This window comes from Mesorhizobium sp. WSM4313 (genome assembly GCF_002294725.1).
In the GTDB taxonomy this organism is placed as follows: domain Bacteria; phylum Pseudomonadota; class Alphaproteobacteria; order Rhizobiales; family Rhizobiaceae; genus Mesorhizobium.
Genome location: NZ_NSFT01000002.1, coordinates 421,810 through 438,526 on the forward strand (window position 1 = coordinate 421,810; position 16,717 = coordinate 438,526).

Sequence of the window (16,717 nt, forward strand, 5' to 3'; positions counted from 1 at the left end):
TCAACTTTCCTGTTCGGTTTCATTTTCCTCGCCATCGGCGGCGTCTTCCGCTTCGCCACGGCGCTTCTTGGCTTCCTTGCGCGCCCGGTTGTCCTTCGACAGGGCATCGCGGATGAGATCGTCGGTCAGCACCAGCCGGGCCTCGGCGATCGCGTCGTAAGGCACGCGCACCGTCGGCTCTTCGCCATAGGCCGCCTTGTCGCGCTCGATCAGGATGCCATCGGCATCCGCCTCGGCGATCTTGCCCTTGAAGCGTTTGCGGTCGCCGACAAGAACCGATGTCTCCAGCTTGACCAGATGGCCGGTCCAGGCGGTGAAATCCGACTTGCGCACCAGCGGCCGGTCGATGCCTGGCGAGGAAACTTCCAAATGATACGCCTTTTCGATCGGATCATCGACATCGAGCGCCGGCGACACGGCGCGGCTGACCTCTTCGCAATCCGCGACCGTCATGGTGCCGTCCTCGCGTTCGGCCATGATCTGCAGCGTCAGCCCGTTCTGGCCGGTCAACTGCACCCGCACGAGCCGGAAGCCGATGGCCTTGAGCACCGGCTGCACGATCAGCGCAATGCGCGCATCGATACCGCTTTCGCGGATGATACGGTCGTCGGCCTCGCTTGCCGCTGCAGTCATCAGATCCCTGTCGCTTTTTGCTTCCGGCCGGCAGGTAACAAAAAAGAGCGGGACCGGGTGGACCCACTCTTCGTCATACCGACCAAGAATTTGAAGTTGATATAGACGATTGCCGCCGGCGTTTCAAGCCTTGAGGCACAAGGCCAGCGGTGGTGTCTACAACTGGCGCGGCCATCGTTGGGCCGCATGCATCACGGTGAGTATCTCGATCTCCTCGCCGATAACACGGTAGGGAATTATGTAGGGGACATCAGCGAGGACCAGTTCTCGTGTCCCTTTCACCCGCCCGACCCGCCCCATGGCGGGTTGCTCGGCGAGATTGTCTGCACAGGAAACGATACGGGCAACCACTCGTGCCGCGGCCGTTGGATTGTCCTTTTCGATGAAAGCGCCAATCTGGTCGAGACGGCGCACGGCGCGCTGGGTCCAGCGGATCCGCTTCATCGTTCGGACTTGACGTATTTCGCTATGACGCCGGCCAAATCCTTCTCGCTTGCGAATTCTCCTCGATCGGCTTCGTCAAGGCCGGCCTCGATCTCGGCAAGCTGCCATTCTTCCCTGGCAACATAGTCTTCGATCGCTTGAGCGGCGACGTAGGAACGAGAGCGATCCACCTTTTCAGCCAGTTGGTCCAGCTTGGCCACAGTCTCATCCGGAAGCCGTACGGTGAAGGCGCTCATCATCGTGTCTCCATTCTGGTTCATTGTGAATGTGGTGGAACCAAAGTGGTTCGTCAATTCCGCACGTCGTGAGGCGGAGCGGCGACGCAGCGACCTGAAGAATCTCGGCATCGATCCGGCCGCTTTCGACCGAATCGGCCGCTTCTAGAGCGGCTGATTACGACACCTTGGTGCCTGGATATCTCCGTCTATTTCCGGATGAAGGTCAGATAGGCGGGCCGCCGTCCTTCGCGGATGGCCTTGGCCTCGTAGCGGGTGCCTGGCCAGCCGTCATAGGGCTGGTGCCAGTCGGCAGCGTCCTCGGCCTGCCATGCGAAGGCGCCGTGTTCGCGGCAGGCAAGCAGCGTCCAGTTCACATAGCTGTCGATGTCGGAAGCGAAGCGGAACCTGCCATTGGATTTCAGCACCCGGGCAAAGCGCGCGAGATTGGCGACGCCGACAAAACGCCGCTTCCAGTGCTTCTTCTTCGGCCACGGATCGGGATAGAGCAGGTCGATGCCGTCGAGCGAGGCTTCCGGCAGCCAGTCGAGCAGCCGCGTGGCGTCGTCGTCATAGACCCTGAGATTGCCAAGCGGCGCCTTGCCGAGCGCCGTCATCATCTTGGCCATGCCGTTGACGAAAGGCTCGACGCCGATGAAACCGGTTCTCGGCGCTTCCGTCGCGCGATGCAGGAGATGCTCGCCGCCGCCGAAGCCGATTTCCAGCTGGAGCGTCGAGACCGGTGCCTTGAACAAGGCCCTGAGATCGGCCGGCGCTTGCGCCGTCAGGTCGATCCGGTATTGGCGCAGGCCGCTTTCGAGGGCGATCGCCTGCTGCGGGCGGATAGTCTTGCCGTGCCGGCGACCGAAGAATCCTTCGGTCGCCCGGCTCGGCCTATCCTTTGCGTCCGCTGGCGTCAGGCGGCGACGGCGTCCTTGAGCGCCTTGGCAAGATCGGTCTTTTCCCAGGAGAAGGAGCCGTCGCGACCGGCCTTGCGACCGAAATGGCCGTAGGACGAGGTTTTTGCATAGATCGGCTTGTTAAGGTCGAGATGACGGCGAATGCCCGACGGCGACAGGTCCATCACCTTGCGCAGGGCATCCTCGAGCTTCGCTTCGTCCACCTTGCCGGTGCCGTGCAGGTCGACATAGACCGACAGCGGCTGGGCGACGCCGATGGCGTAGGAGAGCTGGATGGTGCAGCGGTCGGCAAGCTTGGCCGCCACCACGTTCTTGGCAAGATAGCGCGCCGCATAGGCGGCCGAACGGTCGACCTTGGTGGTGTCCTTGCCCGAGAAGGCGCCGCCGCCGTGGGGGGCTGCGCCACCATAGGTGTCGACGATGATCTTGCGGCCGGTGAGGCCGGCATCGCCGTCAGGCCCGCCGATGACGAATTTGCCGGTCGGGTTGATGTACCAGTTGCAGTCCTCGGCGATCTTCAAGTCGCCAAGCGCCTCGCGGATATAGGGCTCGACCACCTTGCGGACCTTCTTGGAGTCCCAGTTCGCATCGAGATGCTGGGTGGAGAGCACGATCTGCGTGACTTCCGCCGCCTTGCCGTCGGCATAGCGCACGGTGACCTGGCTCTTGGCGTCCGGACCGAGCTTGCCGGCCTCGCCATTGCCTTCATGACGTGCCGCTGCCAGCAGTTCGAGAATCTTGTGGCTGTAATAGATCGGCGCCGGCATCAGGTCGGGCGTCTCGCGGCAGGCGTAGCCGAACATGATGCCCTGGTCGCCGGCCCCTTCCTCGCCCTGGCGGTCGGCGGCATTGTCGACGCCCTGGCCGATGTCGGGCGACTGGCCATGCAGCAGCACGTCGATCTTGGCGGTCTTCCAGTGGAAGCCGGACTGCTCGTAGCCGATCTCGCGGATCGCCTTGCGGGCGACCGACTTGAACTTGGCCGGGTTGACCACAGGGTGGCCGGACGCGTCCTTGAGGACGTTGCCCGCCTTGTCCTTCTTCAAAAGCGTGTCCGGGACGCGGACCTCGCCGGCGATGACGACGCGGTTGGTGGTGGCCAGCGTCTCGCAGGCAACGCGCACCTTCCACGGATCCATGCCCGTCTTCTTGGCTTCGCGATAGACCAGATCGACGATCTCGTCGGAGATACGGTCACAGACTTTGTCGGGATGACCCTCGGAGACGGATTCCGAGGTGAAGAGATAGTTCTGCCGCGTCACGGGTGTCCCCTCTTGAAAAGATCGGCAAGCTGCCGATTTTGGCGCGCCACGTGTTAGCGGTGCCGGGCGCCGCTCGTCAAGCGGCGCGACGGATCTGGCATGAATGTAGGCAAGGTCGGCTATGCCACCGGCGGCATGAAACCGCCGGCGGCATCAGGCAAATCAATCGGCGTCCTCGGCGGAAAGTGCCTTCACCAGATCGATGATCCTGCGGCGCACCTTGACGTCGCCGATCTTGACGAAGGCCCGGTTGAGCTGGAGACCCTCGGGACTGCCGCAGAATTCGATGGCGAACGCCATCGAGGAGTCTTCGGCAAATCCCCTGGTGCCGCCGGCGGCCTCCTCGCCCGGGGCATCCTCGAAGAAGAAGGCGACAGGAACGCTCAGGATGGAGGCGATCGCCTGCAGGCGGCTGGCGCCAACCCTGTTTGTGCCCTTCTCGTACTTCTGGATCTGCTGAAAGGTGATGCCGAGATTTTCACCCAGCTTTTCCTGGCTCATTCCAAGCATATTGCGACGCAGCCGGATGCGGCTCCCGACATGGATGTCGATCGGATTCGGCTTCTTCTTGTTCTCTTCTGTCATTTTTTCCTCGCCGAATTTTTCCGGCTTTTTCTATTTGTTCCGCCCATATGAAGCCGGAGCCACCTGCCCCAACAGAACCCTCCAACCGACTTCGAGAAAATTTTAGGCGTTACAGTATGAGTTTCTAATGTGCCGACTGTCAATTCACCCGTAGCCGCTGCCTTACATTCAATGTGAAGGCAATCAGCGCAAACAGCAACATGATCAGCAATCCGTTAATGCGTCGCTGTTCGGCGGGCAGGAGGAAGCGCCCAGAAACGGGCACATGCGCGTCGATAGCGCCGCGCGCGTCGACGGCAAGCGCATCGACAATGCGCCCGCGCGAATCGACGACGGCCGATATGCCATTGTTAGCTGCGCGCAACAGAGGCATTCCATTCTCCGCTGCGCGAATCTGCGCCTGCCTGAAGTGCTGATACGGGCCCGGAGTGTCGCCGAACCATGCATCGTTGGTGACGTTCACAATCAAGTCGGCGGATGCAGCGTCAGCAGCAACGAGATCGGGAAAAATCACCTCGTAGCAGATGAACGGAGCGGCACGCAGGCCGCCCGGAACGCCGATCGGATGGCGTTCATTGCCGGCGGCGAAATTCATCGGCCCGGCAACAAGCTGGCCTATGCCCAAGCGTTCGAACAGGTCAGCGAAGGGCAGATATTCGCCGAAGGGCACCAGATGCACCTTGTCGACGGCATCGACGATCTCGCCCTTGTCGTTGATCGCCACGACGGAATTGTAATAGCGGCTGCCGGCATTGGCCGATCCGCCCTCTTCGCGCACGACACCGGCTATCAGCATCTGACCGTAGGCCAGCATGTCGCCCAGCGCCGTCAGCGCGTCCGGACGCTCGGTGAAAAGGAACGGCACCGATGTCTCCGGCCACAGGATAAGCTGCGGCTTGGCATGGCCCTGTTCCGGCGCTTTCCCCGATATCCCCAGCAAAGTCGCGAAGATGCGGTCGCGCACCGAGGCATCCCACTTCTCGCTGAGATCGACCGCCGGCTGGACGATGCGAACGTCGATCGCGCGGCTCGATTCGACCGGTGCCGCAAGCCTGACATAGCCGAAGCCGACATGGGCGGCGACGAGGATCACGAACAAGGCGAGGCCGAGCTTGAGATGGCGGCGCGCGGCGATGAGCGCCGGAAGCGAAAAGACAAAGACCGCGAGCGCATTCATGCCGCTCATGCCGGTCACCGATACGCTCTGCATCAGGAGCGGCACCGGCATTGCGGCATAGCCGACGGCATTCCACGGGAAGCCGGTGAAGAGGAAATCGCGCAGCCATTCCGCGAGCCCGAAGCCGAAGGCTAACGCTGCGATACGACCAATGTCGCTGCTCCAGAACAGCCGCGCCACAACCGTGGCGAAACCATAGAAGAAGGCCAGCGCGAACGGGATGCCGACAACGGCGAAGGGCAAGGCCCAGGCGAACGTATCGGCCTCGACCAGCAATGCCTGGCCGATCCACCAGAGACCGGCCAGGAAATAGCCGAAGCCGAACCACCAGCCCGTGGCGAAGGCCGGCCTCAGGCGCCTCAACCAGCCATCCGACGCCTCGCCGGTGGCGCCGTCGAGCAGCCAGACAAGGACCGGGAACGAAACGAAGCAGACGGCGAAGAAATCATAAGGCGCCTGGGCAAGCACCGCCAGCGCTCCGGCGGCAAACGCCACCAGAGCCCGCCGCCACCCCCACAGCAGAATTATCCGGCCGGCAAAGCGCTGCATCAAGCTTCCCAAGTCGCGCGAATCAGGGAGCTAGAGGTTTAACAGGCTGCGTCACCCGATCCAAACCCAGATAAGCGCAGCCTGATGCGCCGTCGCGCTATATCGGTATCCCGCCACAGCTCTTTGCCTTAGCCGCATTTCTGCAACGCCAAGCGATTCCGCTTGGCTGCAAAATGCTCAGTTGTGCCAGCCCTCGATCCGCAGGCCGCTCAGCCGCTCGGCCTCGTCCTTCGGGACAACGCGCACGGTCTGGCTGAACGTCCAGACATGACCCTCGGGATCGCGGGCGCGGTATTGGCGCTCGCCGTAGAAATGATCCGTCGGTCCCTGAAGAATTTCCGCGCCGGCCGCACGCGCCTTTTCGCAATGAGCGTCGAGATCTTGCCGTAGCCGGATATAGACGGCCTGGGTGTTCTTGCCGCCGACCGAGGCCGGGCTGGCGACATGCTCGGCCCATTCGCAATCGACGATGATGTAGCCGTCGCCGAAACGCATTTCGGCGTGGACAAGCCGGCCGTCGGCGTCGCTCACCACCATGCTCGGTTCGAAGCCGAAGGCCGCCTGCAGCCAGGTCAATGCGGCGCGCGGATCTTTATAGAAGACGCCTGAGCCGAGAACGGCATGCTTGAAAGGATCGTCGACGGGCATGTCGCGACGGTATCAGGCCTGCTCGGTGCGCGCGGCGCGGCGGCGACGCTCGCCTTTCTGGCTCTGCACGATGCGCACGCGCTTGACGCGGCGCGGGTCGGCGTCGAGCACGTGGAACTCGAAACCTGGGATGGCCTGCACCACTTCGCCGCGAGCGGGGACGCGGCCGAGCGTGTTGAAGATCATGCCGCCGATGGTGTCGACATATTCGCCATGCTCGCCGGCGGCGAAATCCTCGCCGATCATCTTGGCGACCTCGTCGATCTCGGCTTTGCCGTCGACGACGAAGACGCCGTCGCCGGTCTGCGTGATCATCGGCTCGTCGTCGTCATGCTCGTCCTCGATGTCGCCGACCACCATCTCGACGATATCCTCCAGCGAGGCGAGGCCGTCGGTGCCGCCATACTCGTCGATGACCAGCGCCATCTGCGTGCGGGTCGTCTGCATGCGCCCCATCAGGTCGGAGGCAAGCATCGAGGGCGGCACGAACAGAACCGGACGGATCAGGCTGAGATCGCCGATGGTGCGCGCAAGGTCGACCTGAGCAAGGTCGAGCGCGGTCGACACCGGCGTCTTCGCTCTGCTGCGGCCCTTCTTGACGCGGGCGAGCTTGGTGATGTGGGCGAGCACGTCGCGAATGTGAACCATGCCGCGCGGATCGTCCAATGTCTCGGAATAGACCGGCATGCGCGAATGGCCGGACTGCTCGAACAGCCCAAGCAGATCGCCAAGCGTCGTGTTGATCTCGACTGCCTCGATGTCGGCGCGCGGCACCATGACGTCCTCCACCCGGACTTCGCGCAGGCGCAGGATGTTGTTGAGCATGGCGCGTTCGCCGGGCGAGAAGGCGCCGGCATCGGTCGCCGTTTCGGCAAGCGCGCCGGCGATCTCCTCGCGCAGGCTGGTGCCGTTGCGGTGCCGGAACAGGCCAAGCACGCGGTCGACAAGGGAAGGACCGGCATGCTGCGGCTCAGCGGCCGCGCTGCCGGTCGGAATACTCGGACTTGAGCCTTCTTCCGTCTTTTCGGAAGACTTGGCAGCACTGCCGGCGTCCGGACGGGCGGCAGTTTCTGGTGTGTCGTTCATCGCCATCGGGTCAATTGAGCTTTTTTGTTACGCGTAGGGATCAGGAATGGCAAGTCTCGCAAGCGCCGCGCGCTCGATCGCTTCCATCTCCTCGGCCTCGGCGTCGGTCTCATGATCATGGCCCAAAAGATGCAGCAGGCCATGGATAACGAGATGGGTGATATGGTTCGCAACCGGCTTGTCTTCCAGGGCCGCCTCGCGAGACACCGTCTCGGAAGCCAGCACGATATCGCCCAGCATCGGCGGCAGCTTGCCGCCTTTCGAAAACGAAAAAGCCGGGAAAGACAAGACGTTGGTGGGTTTGTCCTTGCCGCGCCATTCGGCATTGAGCGCCTGGATATGGGCATCGTCGGAAAAAACGACGCTGAGCTCGGAAGCGCCGCCCGCGCCGGTCTCGGCAAAAGCGGCCGCAACGGCGCGCTCGACCAGACGCGTCAACTCGGCTTCCGCGGGCCAAGCGCCGGCCTCGACGAAAATATCGATGTCGACCGGGGTTCCGGCAGAGGATTTGTTGTCTGCAGCCATGCGGCCTTTGATCAGCTTTCGGCGCCGAGGCCTCGCGCCAGCTTGCCGTCGCGGTCATAAGCCTTGACGATCTCGGCGACCAGCGGGTGGCGCACCACGTCGCCTTCGTTGAAGCGGACCGTGACGATGCCCGGCACGCCGTCGAGGATGCGCAGCGCCTCGACCAGCCCCGACTTGGTGTTGGGCGGCAGGTCGATCTGGGTGGGATCGCCGGTGACGATCATGCGCGAGTTCTCGCCGAGACGGGTCAGGAACATCTTCATCTGCATCGGCGTGGTGTTCTGCGCCTCGTCGAGGATCACCGCCGCATGCGCCAGCGTGCGGCCGCGCATGAAGGCCAATGGCGCGATCTCGATGACTTCGGCGGCGATCGCGCGCTCGACCTTGTCGGCCGGCATCATGTCGTAGAGCGCGTCGTAGAGTGGCCGCAGATAGGGGTCGACCTTCTCCTTCATGTCGCCGGGCAGGAAGCCCAGCCGCTCGCCGGCCTCGACGGCCGGGCGCGACAGCACGATGCGCTCAACCATGCCGCGTTCGAGCAGCATGGCCGCATGCGCGACCGCCAGATAGGTCTTGCCGGTGCCGGCCGGGCCGATGCCGAAGACCATTTCCGAGCGCTCCAGCGCCCGCATATAGGCGTCCTGCGTCAGCGACCGGGCATAGATCGTCTTCTTGCGCGTCGCGATCTGAGCGGCCGAAACCTTGCCCTTGCGCTCCAACGTGGGTAGCGTCAGCTGGTCGTCGGCGGCAATCGCCATGCGCACGGCGCCGTCGACGTCCGACTGGCCGATGTCGACGCCCTTCTGCAGGATGCCGTAGAGCGTATCCAGCGCCCGGCGCGCCTGCTCGGCGGCCGGAGCCGAGCCTTTGATCGCAAGCTGGTTGCCGCGCGAACGGATATCCACGCCGAGCTTCTGCTCGAGCCGGGCCAGATTCTCGTCGAATTGACCGTAAAGGGCGCTGGCAAGCTTGTTGTTGTCGAAGGTCAGTACGATGTGCGCCATGTCGGAAGCCCCGGACGCCTGGTTCGGGGGCGGATTCTTCAGTTCAGCAGCGCTCAACCGTCTCTCCTCATCTGCCGAGGCCCGTCAGGCCAGTTCGGCGAACAGGCTATTGTAGCCGGTCCTTGTGATTCGTACGTCGATAATGTCACCGATTCCGCCGGCCTTGTCGTCAACAATAACGGGCTGCAGCCAAGGCGAACGGCCAACTTTCTGCCCTGCCTGCCGGCCAGGCTTCTCGATCAGCGTGCCGATGGTCCTGCCGACCAGACTCAAGCCGAAATCCTGCTGCTGCCTGAGAAGCAGAGCCTGCAGAGCCTGCAGACGCTCGTCCTTCACCGCTTCCGAGACATGGCCATCCATTTCGGCGCCCGGTGTGCCGGGGCGCGGCGAATATTTGAACGAGAAGGCCGAGGCATAGTTCACCTCGCGCACCAATTTCAGTGTCGCTTCGAAATCCTCATCCGTCTCGCCGGGGAAGCCGACGATGAAGTCGCCGGACATGGCGATATCGGCGCGGGCGGCGCGAATGCGCTCGATGAGCGCCAGATAGTCGCGCGCCGTATGGCGCCGGTTCATCGCCTTCAAAATCCGGTCGGAGCCCGACTGTACCGGCAGATGCAGATAGGGCATCAGCGCCGGCAGGTCCCGATGCGCGGCGATCAATTCGTTGTCCATGTCGCGCGGATGGCTGGTGGTGTAGCGCAGCCGCGCCAGGCCGGGGATTTCCGCCAGACGAAACAGCAGGCGACCAAGACCCCATTCCTCGCCATTTTCGCCGATGCCGTGCCAGGCGTTGACGTTCTGGCCGAGCAGCGTCACCTCGCGCACGCCGGCCTCGGCCAGGCGCTCGGCCTCGGCGACGATCTGCGCCACCGGGCGCGAAACCTCGGAGCCGCGCGTGTAAGGCACCACGCAGAAGGTGCAGAACTTGTCGCAACCTTCCTGCACCGTCAGGAAAGCAGTGACGCCACGCCTGGCAAGCTCGGCGCGCTTCGGCTGCGGCAGATGCTCGAACTTGTCCTCGACGGCGTATTCGGTCTCGACGATCTTTTCGCCGCCACGGACCCTCGCCAGGACGTCGGGCAGCCGGTGATAGGTCTGCGGGCCGATGACCAGATCGACCGCTGGCGAGCGGCGGATGATCTCGGCGCCCTCGGCTTGCGCCACGCAGCCGGCGACACCGATCAGGAGCTCGCGGCCAGCCTGGGCGCGTTCGGCCTTCATGTCGCGAATGCGGCCAAGCTCGGAATAGACCTTTTCCGCCGCCTTTTCGCGGATATGGCAGGTGTTGAGCAGCACAAGATCCGCATCTTCGACGGCGTCGGTGGCGACATAGCCGTCTGCGGCCAGCGCATCGGTCATGCGCTGGGAATCGTAGACATTCATCTGACAGCCATAGGTCTTGACGAAGACCTTTTTTGCCGCCCGGTCCGTGCCGGCCGAGTGCTCGGCGGCAGCGCCGATGTCGTGGCTTTCAATCGTGTTCAATTCCATCGGGCGGCTTCTAGCGCCTTTCCGTGACAAAAAACAGACGAATCTGCCCGAAGCAGGTCGTCCCGACAGGACGCGCTTCAGGTCTTTTTTCTTTATGTATGTCGTTATCCCAAAACCGCTATGCACTTTGGGCAAAATGCATCGGCTACCGGCTCTTGGCCGGATCGGCGAGGACGGCCTGCATCATCTCGCGCACCCTGGCTTCCATCAGCCGTGCCGTTTCCTTGCGGTTCGAGCCCTTGGAGAACGGCACAGGCTCGCCGAAATGCACCTCGGCATCGATCGCGCCTTCGGCAAGCAGGGTTCTCAGGTGCGGCATCAAATCCTGATCGCCGATCCAGGCGGACATCGGCCGATGGCGGCGGCCCATCGGCATGCCATGCAGGCGCGTATAGGCGATCGCCAAGGGCTGGATGAAGACCTGGTCCGCCGCACCTTCCGAAATCGCCATCGAGGCGGCGCCGAAGAGCGTGCTCTTGAACGGCAGCACAAGGTTGCCGTCCCCGGTCGAACCTTCGGCGAACAGCACCATGGCGTCGCCTTTTGCCATCCTTTTGGCGATCTCGCTCGCCTGGTCGCCGGAGGTGCGCTTGCGCTCGCGCTCGATGTAGACCGTGCGCTGCAACTTGGACAGCATGCCGATCAGCGGCCAGCCTTCCATATCGGCCCTGGCGATGAACTTCACATCGACAAAGGAGCCGAGCACCATGATGTCGGTCCAGGAGATATGGTTGGCCGCGATCAGCAGCGGACGTTCCCTGGCCAGCGCCCCCTTCACATGCACCCGCATGCCCAGCGCCCTCAGGATCATGCGGTGCCAGATTTTCAGGATGAAGGTCTCGGGCCAGAGTCCCGTCTTCATCGACAGGATCTGCAGCGGCACCAGCACCAGTGAACAGATGATGACATAGAAGAGCGCCAGGAAAATCCGCAATTTCTTGATCATTCGCTCCGCCCTATCGCGCGGACTGGCTAGCGAAGATCGCGGCGCATGACAAGCGCGCCGGTCGGACCGTGCTCGGTCGAACGGTAATAGTTCGGGCGGTGACCGACCTGGATGAAGCCGAGCCTGCGATAAAGCGCGATCGCCGGCGCATTGGTCTCGTCGACCTCGAGGAAGAGCGCTTCGGCGCGCTGCGCATGAAGCTCGCGCAGCACCGCATCCATCAATTGCCAGCCAAGACCCTGCCGGCGATGCGTGCGGGCGACGGCCACGGTCAGGATCTCACCCTCGCCGGCCGCGAGCCGCGCCAGCACGAAACCGACCGGAGGTTTCGATCCCTGCCCTGTCTCGCGCGCGGCGTAGCCGAACACCGTGTCCTGTTCGAGCAGCGCCGCGAACTCGCCATCGGTCCAGGGCCGCACGAAATCCTCGCGATGCAGTTCCGAGACGGCGGCGCTGTCGGCAACCGTCAGCGGCTCCAGCGCATAGTCCCTGCGGCGCGGCTGAAAGAACGGTATGCGCATCAGGCGTCGTTTCCTTTTGGACCACGACTTTTCCGCAAAACCGCCTCCCCCTTTTTGGGATCATGGTCTTCCTTTGGGCCATTGTCCTGTCTTGGAAGAATGAAGCCCGCCTGCGGCTTGGCGTCGGCGCCGCGCAGATAGAGCGGCTTGGGCTTTTCGCCCGGCCCTCTGGCCGACGCCAGCCTGGCATAGGTCGCGATGTCGGCGGTGGCGGCAACCGGGCCGATGTCGAAGGCCCGACCTGCCGCCTGGGCAACCTGCGGCGCGGCGGTGCCGACAAGGACGGCATCGGCGCCGTTGGCTATGGTCGCTGCCCCGGAAAGCGTGGTCACTGAAGGTCGGTAAGCCTCCGCTAACGCTTTATCGTAGAGCGCCGCGTGGATTTCGTCGCGCCCGGCATCGAGCGCGGCAAGCACCGCGCGCCCGGGAAAGGTTTTCGCACCCTCCGCCGCCAGGGCTTCCAGCGTCGTCACGCCGATCGCCGGGATTTTCAACGCCAGCGCCAGGCCGCGCGCGGTCGAGACGCCGACGCGTAGGCCGGTGAACGAGCCGGGTCCGATCGAGACGGCGACGGCGTTGAGATCAGGGTAGCCGACGCCGCCGGCTTTCAAGGCCGTCTCGATGACGGCCATCAGATGCTCGGCATGCCCCTTGCCTAGGTCGCGCACTTCGCGGCCAAGCTCCTTCCCCGCGCCCGCGTCATAGACGCAGGCGGCGCAGAGATTGGCAGCGCAATCGATGGCAAGCAGCTTCATACGGGCAGCTTCATAGGCCGGTTAACGAACTGGATCGAAACACAATTCCCTCTGCCCGGCATAGGCCGCCGCCGCAAGGGCCAGGGCGGAGAAATGTTAAGCGGCTTCGGTTCAGCGCCACAGCGGCATCTTGGTGTTGTCAGGCCGTGGCCGCGATGCACAGCGTGTGATTGTCCCAGACATAGTCCGGTTCGGAACGGGTGGCGCCGTCGCCACCGACGATCTCGCCGGCGCCGGTCGTCGCCATGAAGCCGGCGCCGTCGGGCGCGACGCCGCAGACCTCGACCAGCGCTCTTGTCGTGACCACGCGTCCGCTGGCGGCATCGATGACGGCCAGCGAATTGCCCTCCGGCGAGGTGATGGCGACGGTGCCCGTTGCGCCATTGGCGGCGACCGAGCCGATATAATTGCGGAAGCCCGAGAGCACGTCCTGCGGCATCTCCAGTAGCTCGAGCTCCTTGCCGCGCGCGGCGCGCCCGACCAGCGCCGGCCGATCGGTCGCCGGCCCGCGATACTGGCAGCCGAACCAGACGGTGCCCACCTGGTCGCGATCCATGTGGCGGATCGAAAGCTGATGCAGCGCCGGCGGCAATTCGTGCTTTTCGATGAGGTCGCCGGTGATCCGGTCGACCAGCGTGTAGGACGGCTTCATCGTCGCGATGTTGAGCTCGGCCCGGCCATAGTCGGGATGGGTTTCGATGCCGCCATTGGCGACGGCTAAAGTGCGGCCATCGCCAAGCAGGAGCAATTCATGCGGCCCCATGCCGTAGGTCGGGAACTCGCCGACGCGATTGAATTTCGCCCGCGCGTCATAGACGCCCACGACACCTGCCGCGTTGTCGAAGTCGTTCTCTGTCGCATAGAGCAAGGCGCCGTCGGGCGAGAACACGCCGTGGCCGAAGAAATGCCGGCCGGCGATGCTGGCGATGGTCAACGGCTTGTCGCGGCCGGCATGATCGAAGACCACCGCAAAGGTGCCGGGCTGGCGGGCGAAGACCACCGAGCGCTTCGACACCGGATCGAAAGTGACGTCATGGCCGCGATCGGGCAGACCGATCGTGTGCAGGATTTTCCCCGCCTCGGAGAGCACGGCGGCGCCAAAACTGCCGTCGCGCTTGACGAAGGCCGTGGCGAACACCGCGTCCGCGGCAAGCGTGTCCGCCCATGCGCGCGGCGCCATGGCGGCGGCGAAGCCCACGCCCGCGGCCCGCAGGAAATCGCGGCGGTCGATGAGGACAGTTCTCACGGCATCAATCCCCATCCAGCGACGAGAAGCCGGCGGTCAGGCCGAACTCGGCGGTCATCCTGGTGCCGATCAAGGTCGACAGGCTGGAGGTGATCAGCGCGAAATGCTCGAGCTTGTCGCGCTGCGCCGGATCGGCGAGCGCCTTGTCGATCGGACCGGCAACGGATTTCGCTGTCGTCACGCCGTTGGCGAGCTGGATGTGGATGGACTCGGCCATCCATTGCGCATCGGCGGGTAGAGCGTCGCCGAGCCTGGAAGCCTGGAACAGCTGGTCGATGCCGGAGAGATTTCCGACGAGCGAGGCCGTCGTGTTCTGCGAGCGCCAGTAGATCGCCTGCTTCGGCTTGTCGGCATCGGGTTTCGCGCCGAGAAATCCCTTGAGCCGCACGTCGCGGATCATTTCCAGCTCGTTGATGAAGACGCCGACCAGTTCCGTCACCGCTTCGTTGCCGTCGCGGTAGAGCGGGTTCTTCGGCCCCGGATTGGCCCAGAGCGACGCGAAGCCACCGGGCTTTTGCCAGGCGTCGCGCACCTCGCCCGCCATCGTTTCGATATTGCCGGCAACCGCCGCACCATAGGCGCAGCGGTAAGGATCGTCTTTCCCGGCAAGGTTTTCGGCGCCGTCGCCGTAGAGCACATATTCGAGCGCGCCTAGGCCCTGCATGGCGACGCTCTTTTGCGCCAGTTGCGCCGGATCGGTGGCGGAAGCATCCTTCGATGCGAGCGTGGCCTGCACTTGCCTCAGGCCGATGCTCTTGCGGTCCGGCCAATACAGCATGCGTTCCAGCCGGTTGTTCTCCTTGATCGGTCCGAAGGCGATGATCTCGGCTACCGACCAGGCCTCGACCGTGCCTGAAAACGCCGCGCGAGCCGCTTCGAGCTTCTCCTTGGACGGCGCTTCGCAAAGCTGGTGCATCGCCTTGGTCAGGCCCGCCGCATGCTCATCGAGGCTGGCATAGGCGGGGCGGACGAAGCCATCGATCGCGCGGCCGATGACATCGGAAGCCTTGACCGCGGCTGATGCCGGCATCACGGCGGCCAGAAGGAACGGAAGAGCAAGGGCCATGCGTTTCGACATCAGAGCGACGCGTTTCGAGATCATAGGGACTCCAGGAATTTGATCAGCGCGTCGCGATCGGCCGCGGCGGCGCCGACAAAGCGGTCGCGCGCCTTCTGTCCCTCGCCGCCATGCCACAGGATCGCCTCGGCAAGCGTACGGGCGCGGCCGTCATGCAGGTAAAAGGCATTGCCGTTGACTGTCGCGGCAAGCCCGATGCCCCAGAGCGGCGGGGTGCGCCATTCGCTCCCCGTGGCTTCGCCCACCCGCTGCCCATCGGCAAGGCCCTCGCCCATGTCGTGCAGCAGGAAGTCGGAATAGGGCCAGATCAGCTGAAAGGCCTGCGCCTTGTTCGGCGTGCCGCGCATGGTGACGAATTTCGGCGTGTGGCAGGCAATGCAACCCATCTCGTAGAACTGTTTTTTGCCAGCAAGCACGTCCGGCTCGTCGAGATTGCGCCGCGCCGGCACGGCCAGATTCTGCGAATAGAAGGTGACGAGGTCCATCACCGGCGGCGGCGCCTCGGCCGTGCCGAGGCGTTGCTGCACCCCGTCCGGCATGACCAGGCAATCCTTCTGCGCCTCGGTGCAATCGCCCCAATGCTTGGGCATTTCCGGCGTCGAGATGCCGATATCGCCGGCAAAGGCATCGGCCGTTTGCTGGCGGATCGAGGCGGTCTGCGCCTTCCAGCCGAAGCGGCCCAAGGTCACCGCGCCGCTCAGCTCGTCGCGCACGATGTTCGGCCGGCCCGAAATGCCGTCGCCGTCGCGATCGCCCGGATCGGCTCGGGCAAGGATGTCGGCCGGCGCGATCTGCTCGATCAGGCCCAGCCCGATCATCGGCGGCGTCAGGCGCGGCGACAGCGTGGTGCGCGGATCGAGCGGACCGTAGCCGAGATTTTCGATCGTATAGCTCGGCTTGCGCAGTGAAACGACGGCGCCGTCGCCGAGCGTGACCTTTTGCTCCTGGTAATCGACGCGCATCCGGCCTTCGCCCTTGAGCCCGGGAACAGCCAGATCCTGCAATTGCGCGCCATAGATCGGGTCCGGAAAGTTCAGCAGCATATGGTCGGCGAGCGCGGCCCTCTCCTCGGCGCTGCCGGCGTCGCGCGCGAGCCTCAGGAACATCGATGTCGATCCGGTATCACCTTCCGGAGGACGGCCACGGCCATCCTTCAGATGGCAGTTCTGGCAGCCGCGTTCGTTGAAGAGCGGGCCGAGCCCGTCGGAAGCCTGGGTCGAGGATGGCGACGACACCCAGTTCTTGCGGAACAGCGCGTTGCCGAGCTTGAAGGTTCCTTCTTCCTCGAAGGTGATATTGGCGGAGGATTGCGAGAAGGCATCGCGATTGGCGTCCTTGCGCGACGTGCCGGCGCCGCCCTGCATCAGCTCGAACGGCTCCGGCCTGGTGAAATCGGTCGTCGGCATGGTGACCGCCAGAACCCGCGCCTGGTCCTTCGGCGTCAGGTCGGCGCGGCTCGTCGGCAGGACGGCGGGCTCACCGGCCAAGGCGGATGCGGAAAGCATGATCGCCAGCAAAAGCGGTGCCCCGCGATAAATCCGGTATCGCGGGGTCATTTGGGACGGCAAGCCGTGAATCCCGGCCCGCCACGCGCGGCGCGAAAAATCTACGGGGCGCCGCATTCCCGCA

The 16,717-nt window shown here is 64.1% G+C and carries 19 protein-coding genes; 1 reads left to right on the forward strand and 18 read right to left on the reverse strand.

The window, feature by feature from the left end; genetic code table 11:
• From rimP to CK219_RS06700, 3 genes are all read right to left on the reverse strand, one after another.
• Complete coding sequence (rimP, locus tag CK219_RS06690; protein WP_095765965.1) at window positions 1-633, reverse strand: ribosome maturation factor RimP; 633 nt, start codon at window positions 631-633, stop codon at window positions 1-3.
• 156 nt (window positions 634-789) lie between these two features.
• Window positions 790-1,077, reverse strand: a complete 288-nt coding sequence (locus CK219_RS06695; protein WP_095765966.1) for a type II toxin-antitoxin system RelE/ParE family toxin — start codon at window positions 1,075-1,077, stop codon at window positions 790-792.
• Window positions 1,074-1,316, reverse strand: coding sequence for a CopG family ribbon-helix-helix protein (locus CK219_RS06700; protein ID WP_176476948.1), 243 nt, complete (start codon window positions 1,314-1,316; stop codon window positions 1,074-1,076). The genes CK219_RS06695 and CK219_RS06700 overlap by 4 nt, the downstream gene beginning before the upstream one ends.
• Between CK219_RS06700 and CK219_RS31625 the strand changes: the two genes are divergently transcribed.
• The gene (locus tag CK219_RS31625; RefSeq protein WP_176476949.1) at window positions 1,300-1,461 is read left to right on the forward strand and encodes a hypothetical protein; all 162 of its coding nucleotides are present in this window, start codon (window positions 1,300-1,302) and stop codon (window positions 1,459-1,461) included. The genes CK219_RS06700 and CK219_RS31625 overlap by 17 nt on opposite strands.
• 40 nt (window positions 1,462-1,501) lie before the next feature.
• On the opposite strand, the gene CK219_RS06705 is transcribed toward CK219_RS31625, so the two are convergent.
• From CK219_RS06705 to CK219_RS06775, 15 genes are all read right to left on the reverse strand, one after another.
• Entirely contained in the window at window positions 1,502-2,212 is a 711-nt protein-coding gene (locus CK219_RS06705) for a tRNA (guanosine(46)-N(7))-methyltransferase TrmB (RefSeq protein ID WP_095765967.1), read from the reverse strand.
• Window positions 2,209-3,474: a methionine adenosyltransferase gene (metK, locus tag CK219_RS06710; protein ID WP_095765968.1), complete on the reverse strand. Its 1,266-nt coding sequence runs from the start codon at window positions 3,472-3,474 to the stop codon at window positions 2,209-2,211. The genes CK219_RS06705 and metK overlap by 4 nt, the downstream gene beginning before the upstream one ends.
• 162 nt (window positions 3,475-3,636) lie before the next feature.
• Window positions 3,637-4,059: a helix-turn-helix transcriptional regulator gene (locus CK219_RS06715; RefSeq protein WP_095765969.1), complete on the reverse strand. Its 423-nt coding sequence runs from the start codon at window positions 4,057-4,059 to the stop codon at window positions 3,637-3,639.
• 139 nt (window positions 4,060-4,198) lie between these two features.
• Entirely contained in the window at window positions 4,199-5,785 is a 1,587-nt protein-coding gene (lnt, locus tag CK219_RS06720) for an apolipoprotein N-acyltransferase (protein WP_095765970.1), read from the reverse strand.
• A gap of 177 nt (window positions 5,786-5,962) precedes the next feature.
• A complete protein-coding gene (locus CK219_RS06725; protein WP_095765971.1) occupies window positions 5,963-6,433 on the reverse strand; it encodes a VOC family protein in 471 nt (156 codons plus the stop codon).
• A 12-nt stretch (window positions 6,434-6,445) separates the two neighbouring features.
• Window positions 6,446-7,519, reverse strand: a complete 1,074-nt coding sequence (locus CK219_RS06730; protein ID WP_095766196.1) for a hemolysin family protein — start codon at window positions 7,517-7,519, stop codon at window positions 6,446-6,448.
• Window positions 7,520-7,546: 27 nt separating this feature from the next.
• On the reverse strand, window positions 7,547-8,044 hold the full coding sequence (gene ybeY, locus CK219_RS06735; RefSeq protein ID WP_095765972.1) for an rRNA maturation RNase YbeY: 498 nt from the start codon (window positions 8,042-8,044) through the stop codon (window positions 7,547-7,549).
• Between the two features lie 11 nt (window positions 8,045-8,055).
• Entirely contained in the window at window positions 8,056-9,105 is a 1,050-nt protein-coding gene (locus tag CK219_RS06740; protein WP_095765973.1) for a PhoH family protein, read from the reverse strand.
• A gap of 27 nt (window positions 9,106-9,132) precedes the next feature.
• Window positions 9,133-10,542: a tRNA (N6-isopentenyl adenosine(37)-C2)-methylthiotransferase MiaB gene (gene miaB / locus CK219_RS06745; RefSeq protein WP_095765974.1), complete on the reverse strand. Its 1,410-nt coding sequence runs from the start codon at window positions 10,540-10,542 to the stop codon at window positions 9,133-9,135.
• Window positions 10,543-10,687: 145 nt separating this feature from the next.
• Window positions 10,688-11,488, reverse strand: a complete 801-nt coding sequence (locus CK219_RS06750) for a lysophospholipid acyltransferase family protein (RefSeq protein ID WP_095765975.1) — start codon at window positions 11,486-11,488, stop codon at window positions 10,688-10,690.
• A gap of 26 nt (window positions 11,489-11,514) precedes the next feature.
• On the reverse strand, window positions 11,515-12,009 hold the full coding sequence (rimI, locus tag CK219_RS06755; RefSeq protein WP_095765976.1) for a ribosomal protein S18-alanine N-acetyltransferase: 495 nt from the start codon (window positions 12,007-12,009) through the stop codon (window positions 11,515-11,517).
• On the reverse strand, window positions 12,009-12,764 hold the full coding sequence (gene tsaB, locus CK219_RS06760; RefSeq protein ID WP_095765977.1) for a tRNA (adenosine(37)-N6)-threonylcarbamoyltransferase complex dimerization subunit type 1 TsaB: 756 nt from the start codon (window positions 12,762-12,764) through the stop codon (window positions 12,009-12,011). Before tsaB ends, rimI begins: the two co-directional genes overlap by 1 nt.
• A gap of 139 nt (window positions 12,765-12,903) precedes the next feature.
• Window positions 12,904-14,010: a DUF1513 domain-containing protein gene (locus CK219_RS06765; protein WP_095766197.1), complete on the reverse strand. Its 1,107-nt coding sequence runs from the start codon at window positions 14,008-14,010 to the stop codon at window positions 12,904-12,906.
• Between the two features lie 4 nt (window positions 14,011-14,014).
• Window positions 14,015-15,088: an imelysin family protein gene (locus tag CK219_RS06770; RefSeq protein WP_095766198.1), complete on the reverse strand. Its 1,074-nt coding sequence runs from the start codon at window positions 15,086-15,088 to the stop codon at window positions 14,015-14,017.
• A 20-nt stretch (window positions 15,089-15,108) separates the two neighbouring features.
• Complete coding sequence (locus tag CK219_RS06775; RefSeq protein WP_095765978.1) at window positions 15,109-16,710, reverse strand: di-heme oxidoredictase family protein; 1,602 nt, start codon at window positions 16,708-16,710, stop codon at window positions 15,109-15,111.
• Between the last annotated feature and the right edge of the window lie 7 nt (window positions 16,711-16,717).

Coding starts and splice junctions, on each gene's coding strand:
- rimP (WP_095765965.1), bottom strand. CDS start 633: ATGACTGCAGCGGCAAGCGAGGCCGACGACCGTATCATCCGCGAAAGC.
- CK219_RS06695 (WP_095765966.1), bottom strand. CDS start 1,077: ATGAAGCGGATCCGCTGGACCCAGCGCGCCGTGCGCCGTCTCGACCAG.
- CK219_RS06700 (WP_176476948.1), bottom strand. CDS start 1,316: ATGATGAGCGCCTTCACCGTACGGCTTCCGGATGAGACTGTGGCCAAG.
- CK219_RS06715 (WP_095765969.1), bottom strand. CDS start 4,059: ATGACAGAAGAGAACAAGAAGAAGCCGAATCCGATCGACATCCATGTC.
- lnt (WP_095765970.1), bottom strand. CDS start 5,785: ATGCAGCGCTTTGCCGGCCGGATAATTCTGCTGTGGGGGTGGCGGCGG.
- CK219_RS06725 (WP_095765971.1), bottom strand. CDS start 6,433: ATGCCCGTCGACGATCCTTTCAAGCATGCCGTTCTCGGCTCAGGCGTC.
- CK219_RS06730 (WP_095766196.1), bottom strand. CDS start 7,519: ATGAACGACACACCAGAAACTGCCGCCCGTCCGGACGCCGGCAGTGCT.
- ybeY (WP_095765972.1), bottom strand. CDS start 8,044: ATGGCTGCAGACAACAAATCCTCTGCCGGAACCCCGGTCGACATCGAT.
- miaB (WP_095765974.1), bottom strand. CDS start 10,542: ATGGAATTGAACACGATTGAAAGCCACGACATCGGCGCTGCCGCCGAG.
- CK219_RS06750 (WP_095765975.1), bottom strand. CDS start 11,488: ATGATCAAGAAATTGCGGATTTTCCTGGCGCTCTTCTATGTCATCATC.
- rimI (WP_095765976.1), bottom strand. CDS start 12,009: ATGCGCATACCGTTCTTTCAGCCGCGCCGCAGGGACTATGCGCTGGAG.
- tsaB (WP_095765977.1), bottom strand. CDS start 12,764: ATGAAGCTGCTTGCCATCGATTGCGCTGCCAATCTCTGCGCCGCCTGC.
- CK219_RS06770 (WP_095766198.1), bottom strand. CDS start 15,088: ATGTCGAAACGCATGGCCCTTGCTCTTCCGTTCCTTCTGGCCGCCGTG.
- CK219_RS06775 (WP_095765978.1), bottom strand. CDS start 16,710: ATGCGGCGCCCCGTAGATTTTTCGCGCCGCGCGTGGCGGGCCGGGATT.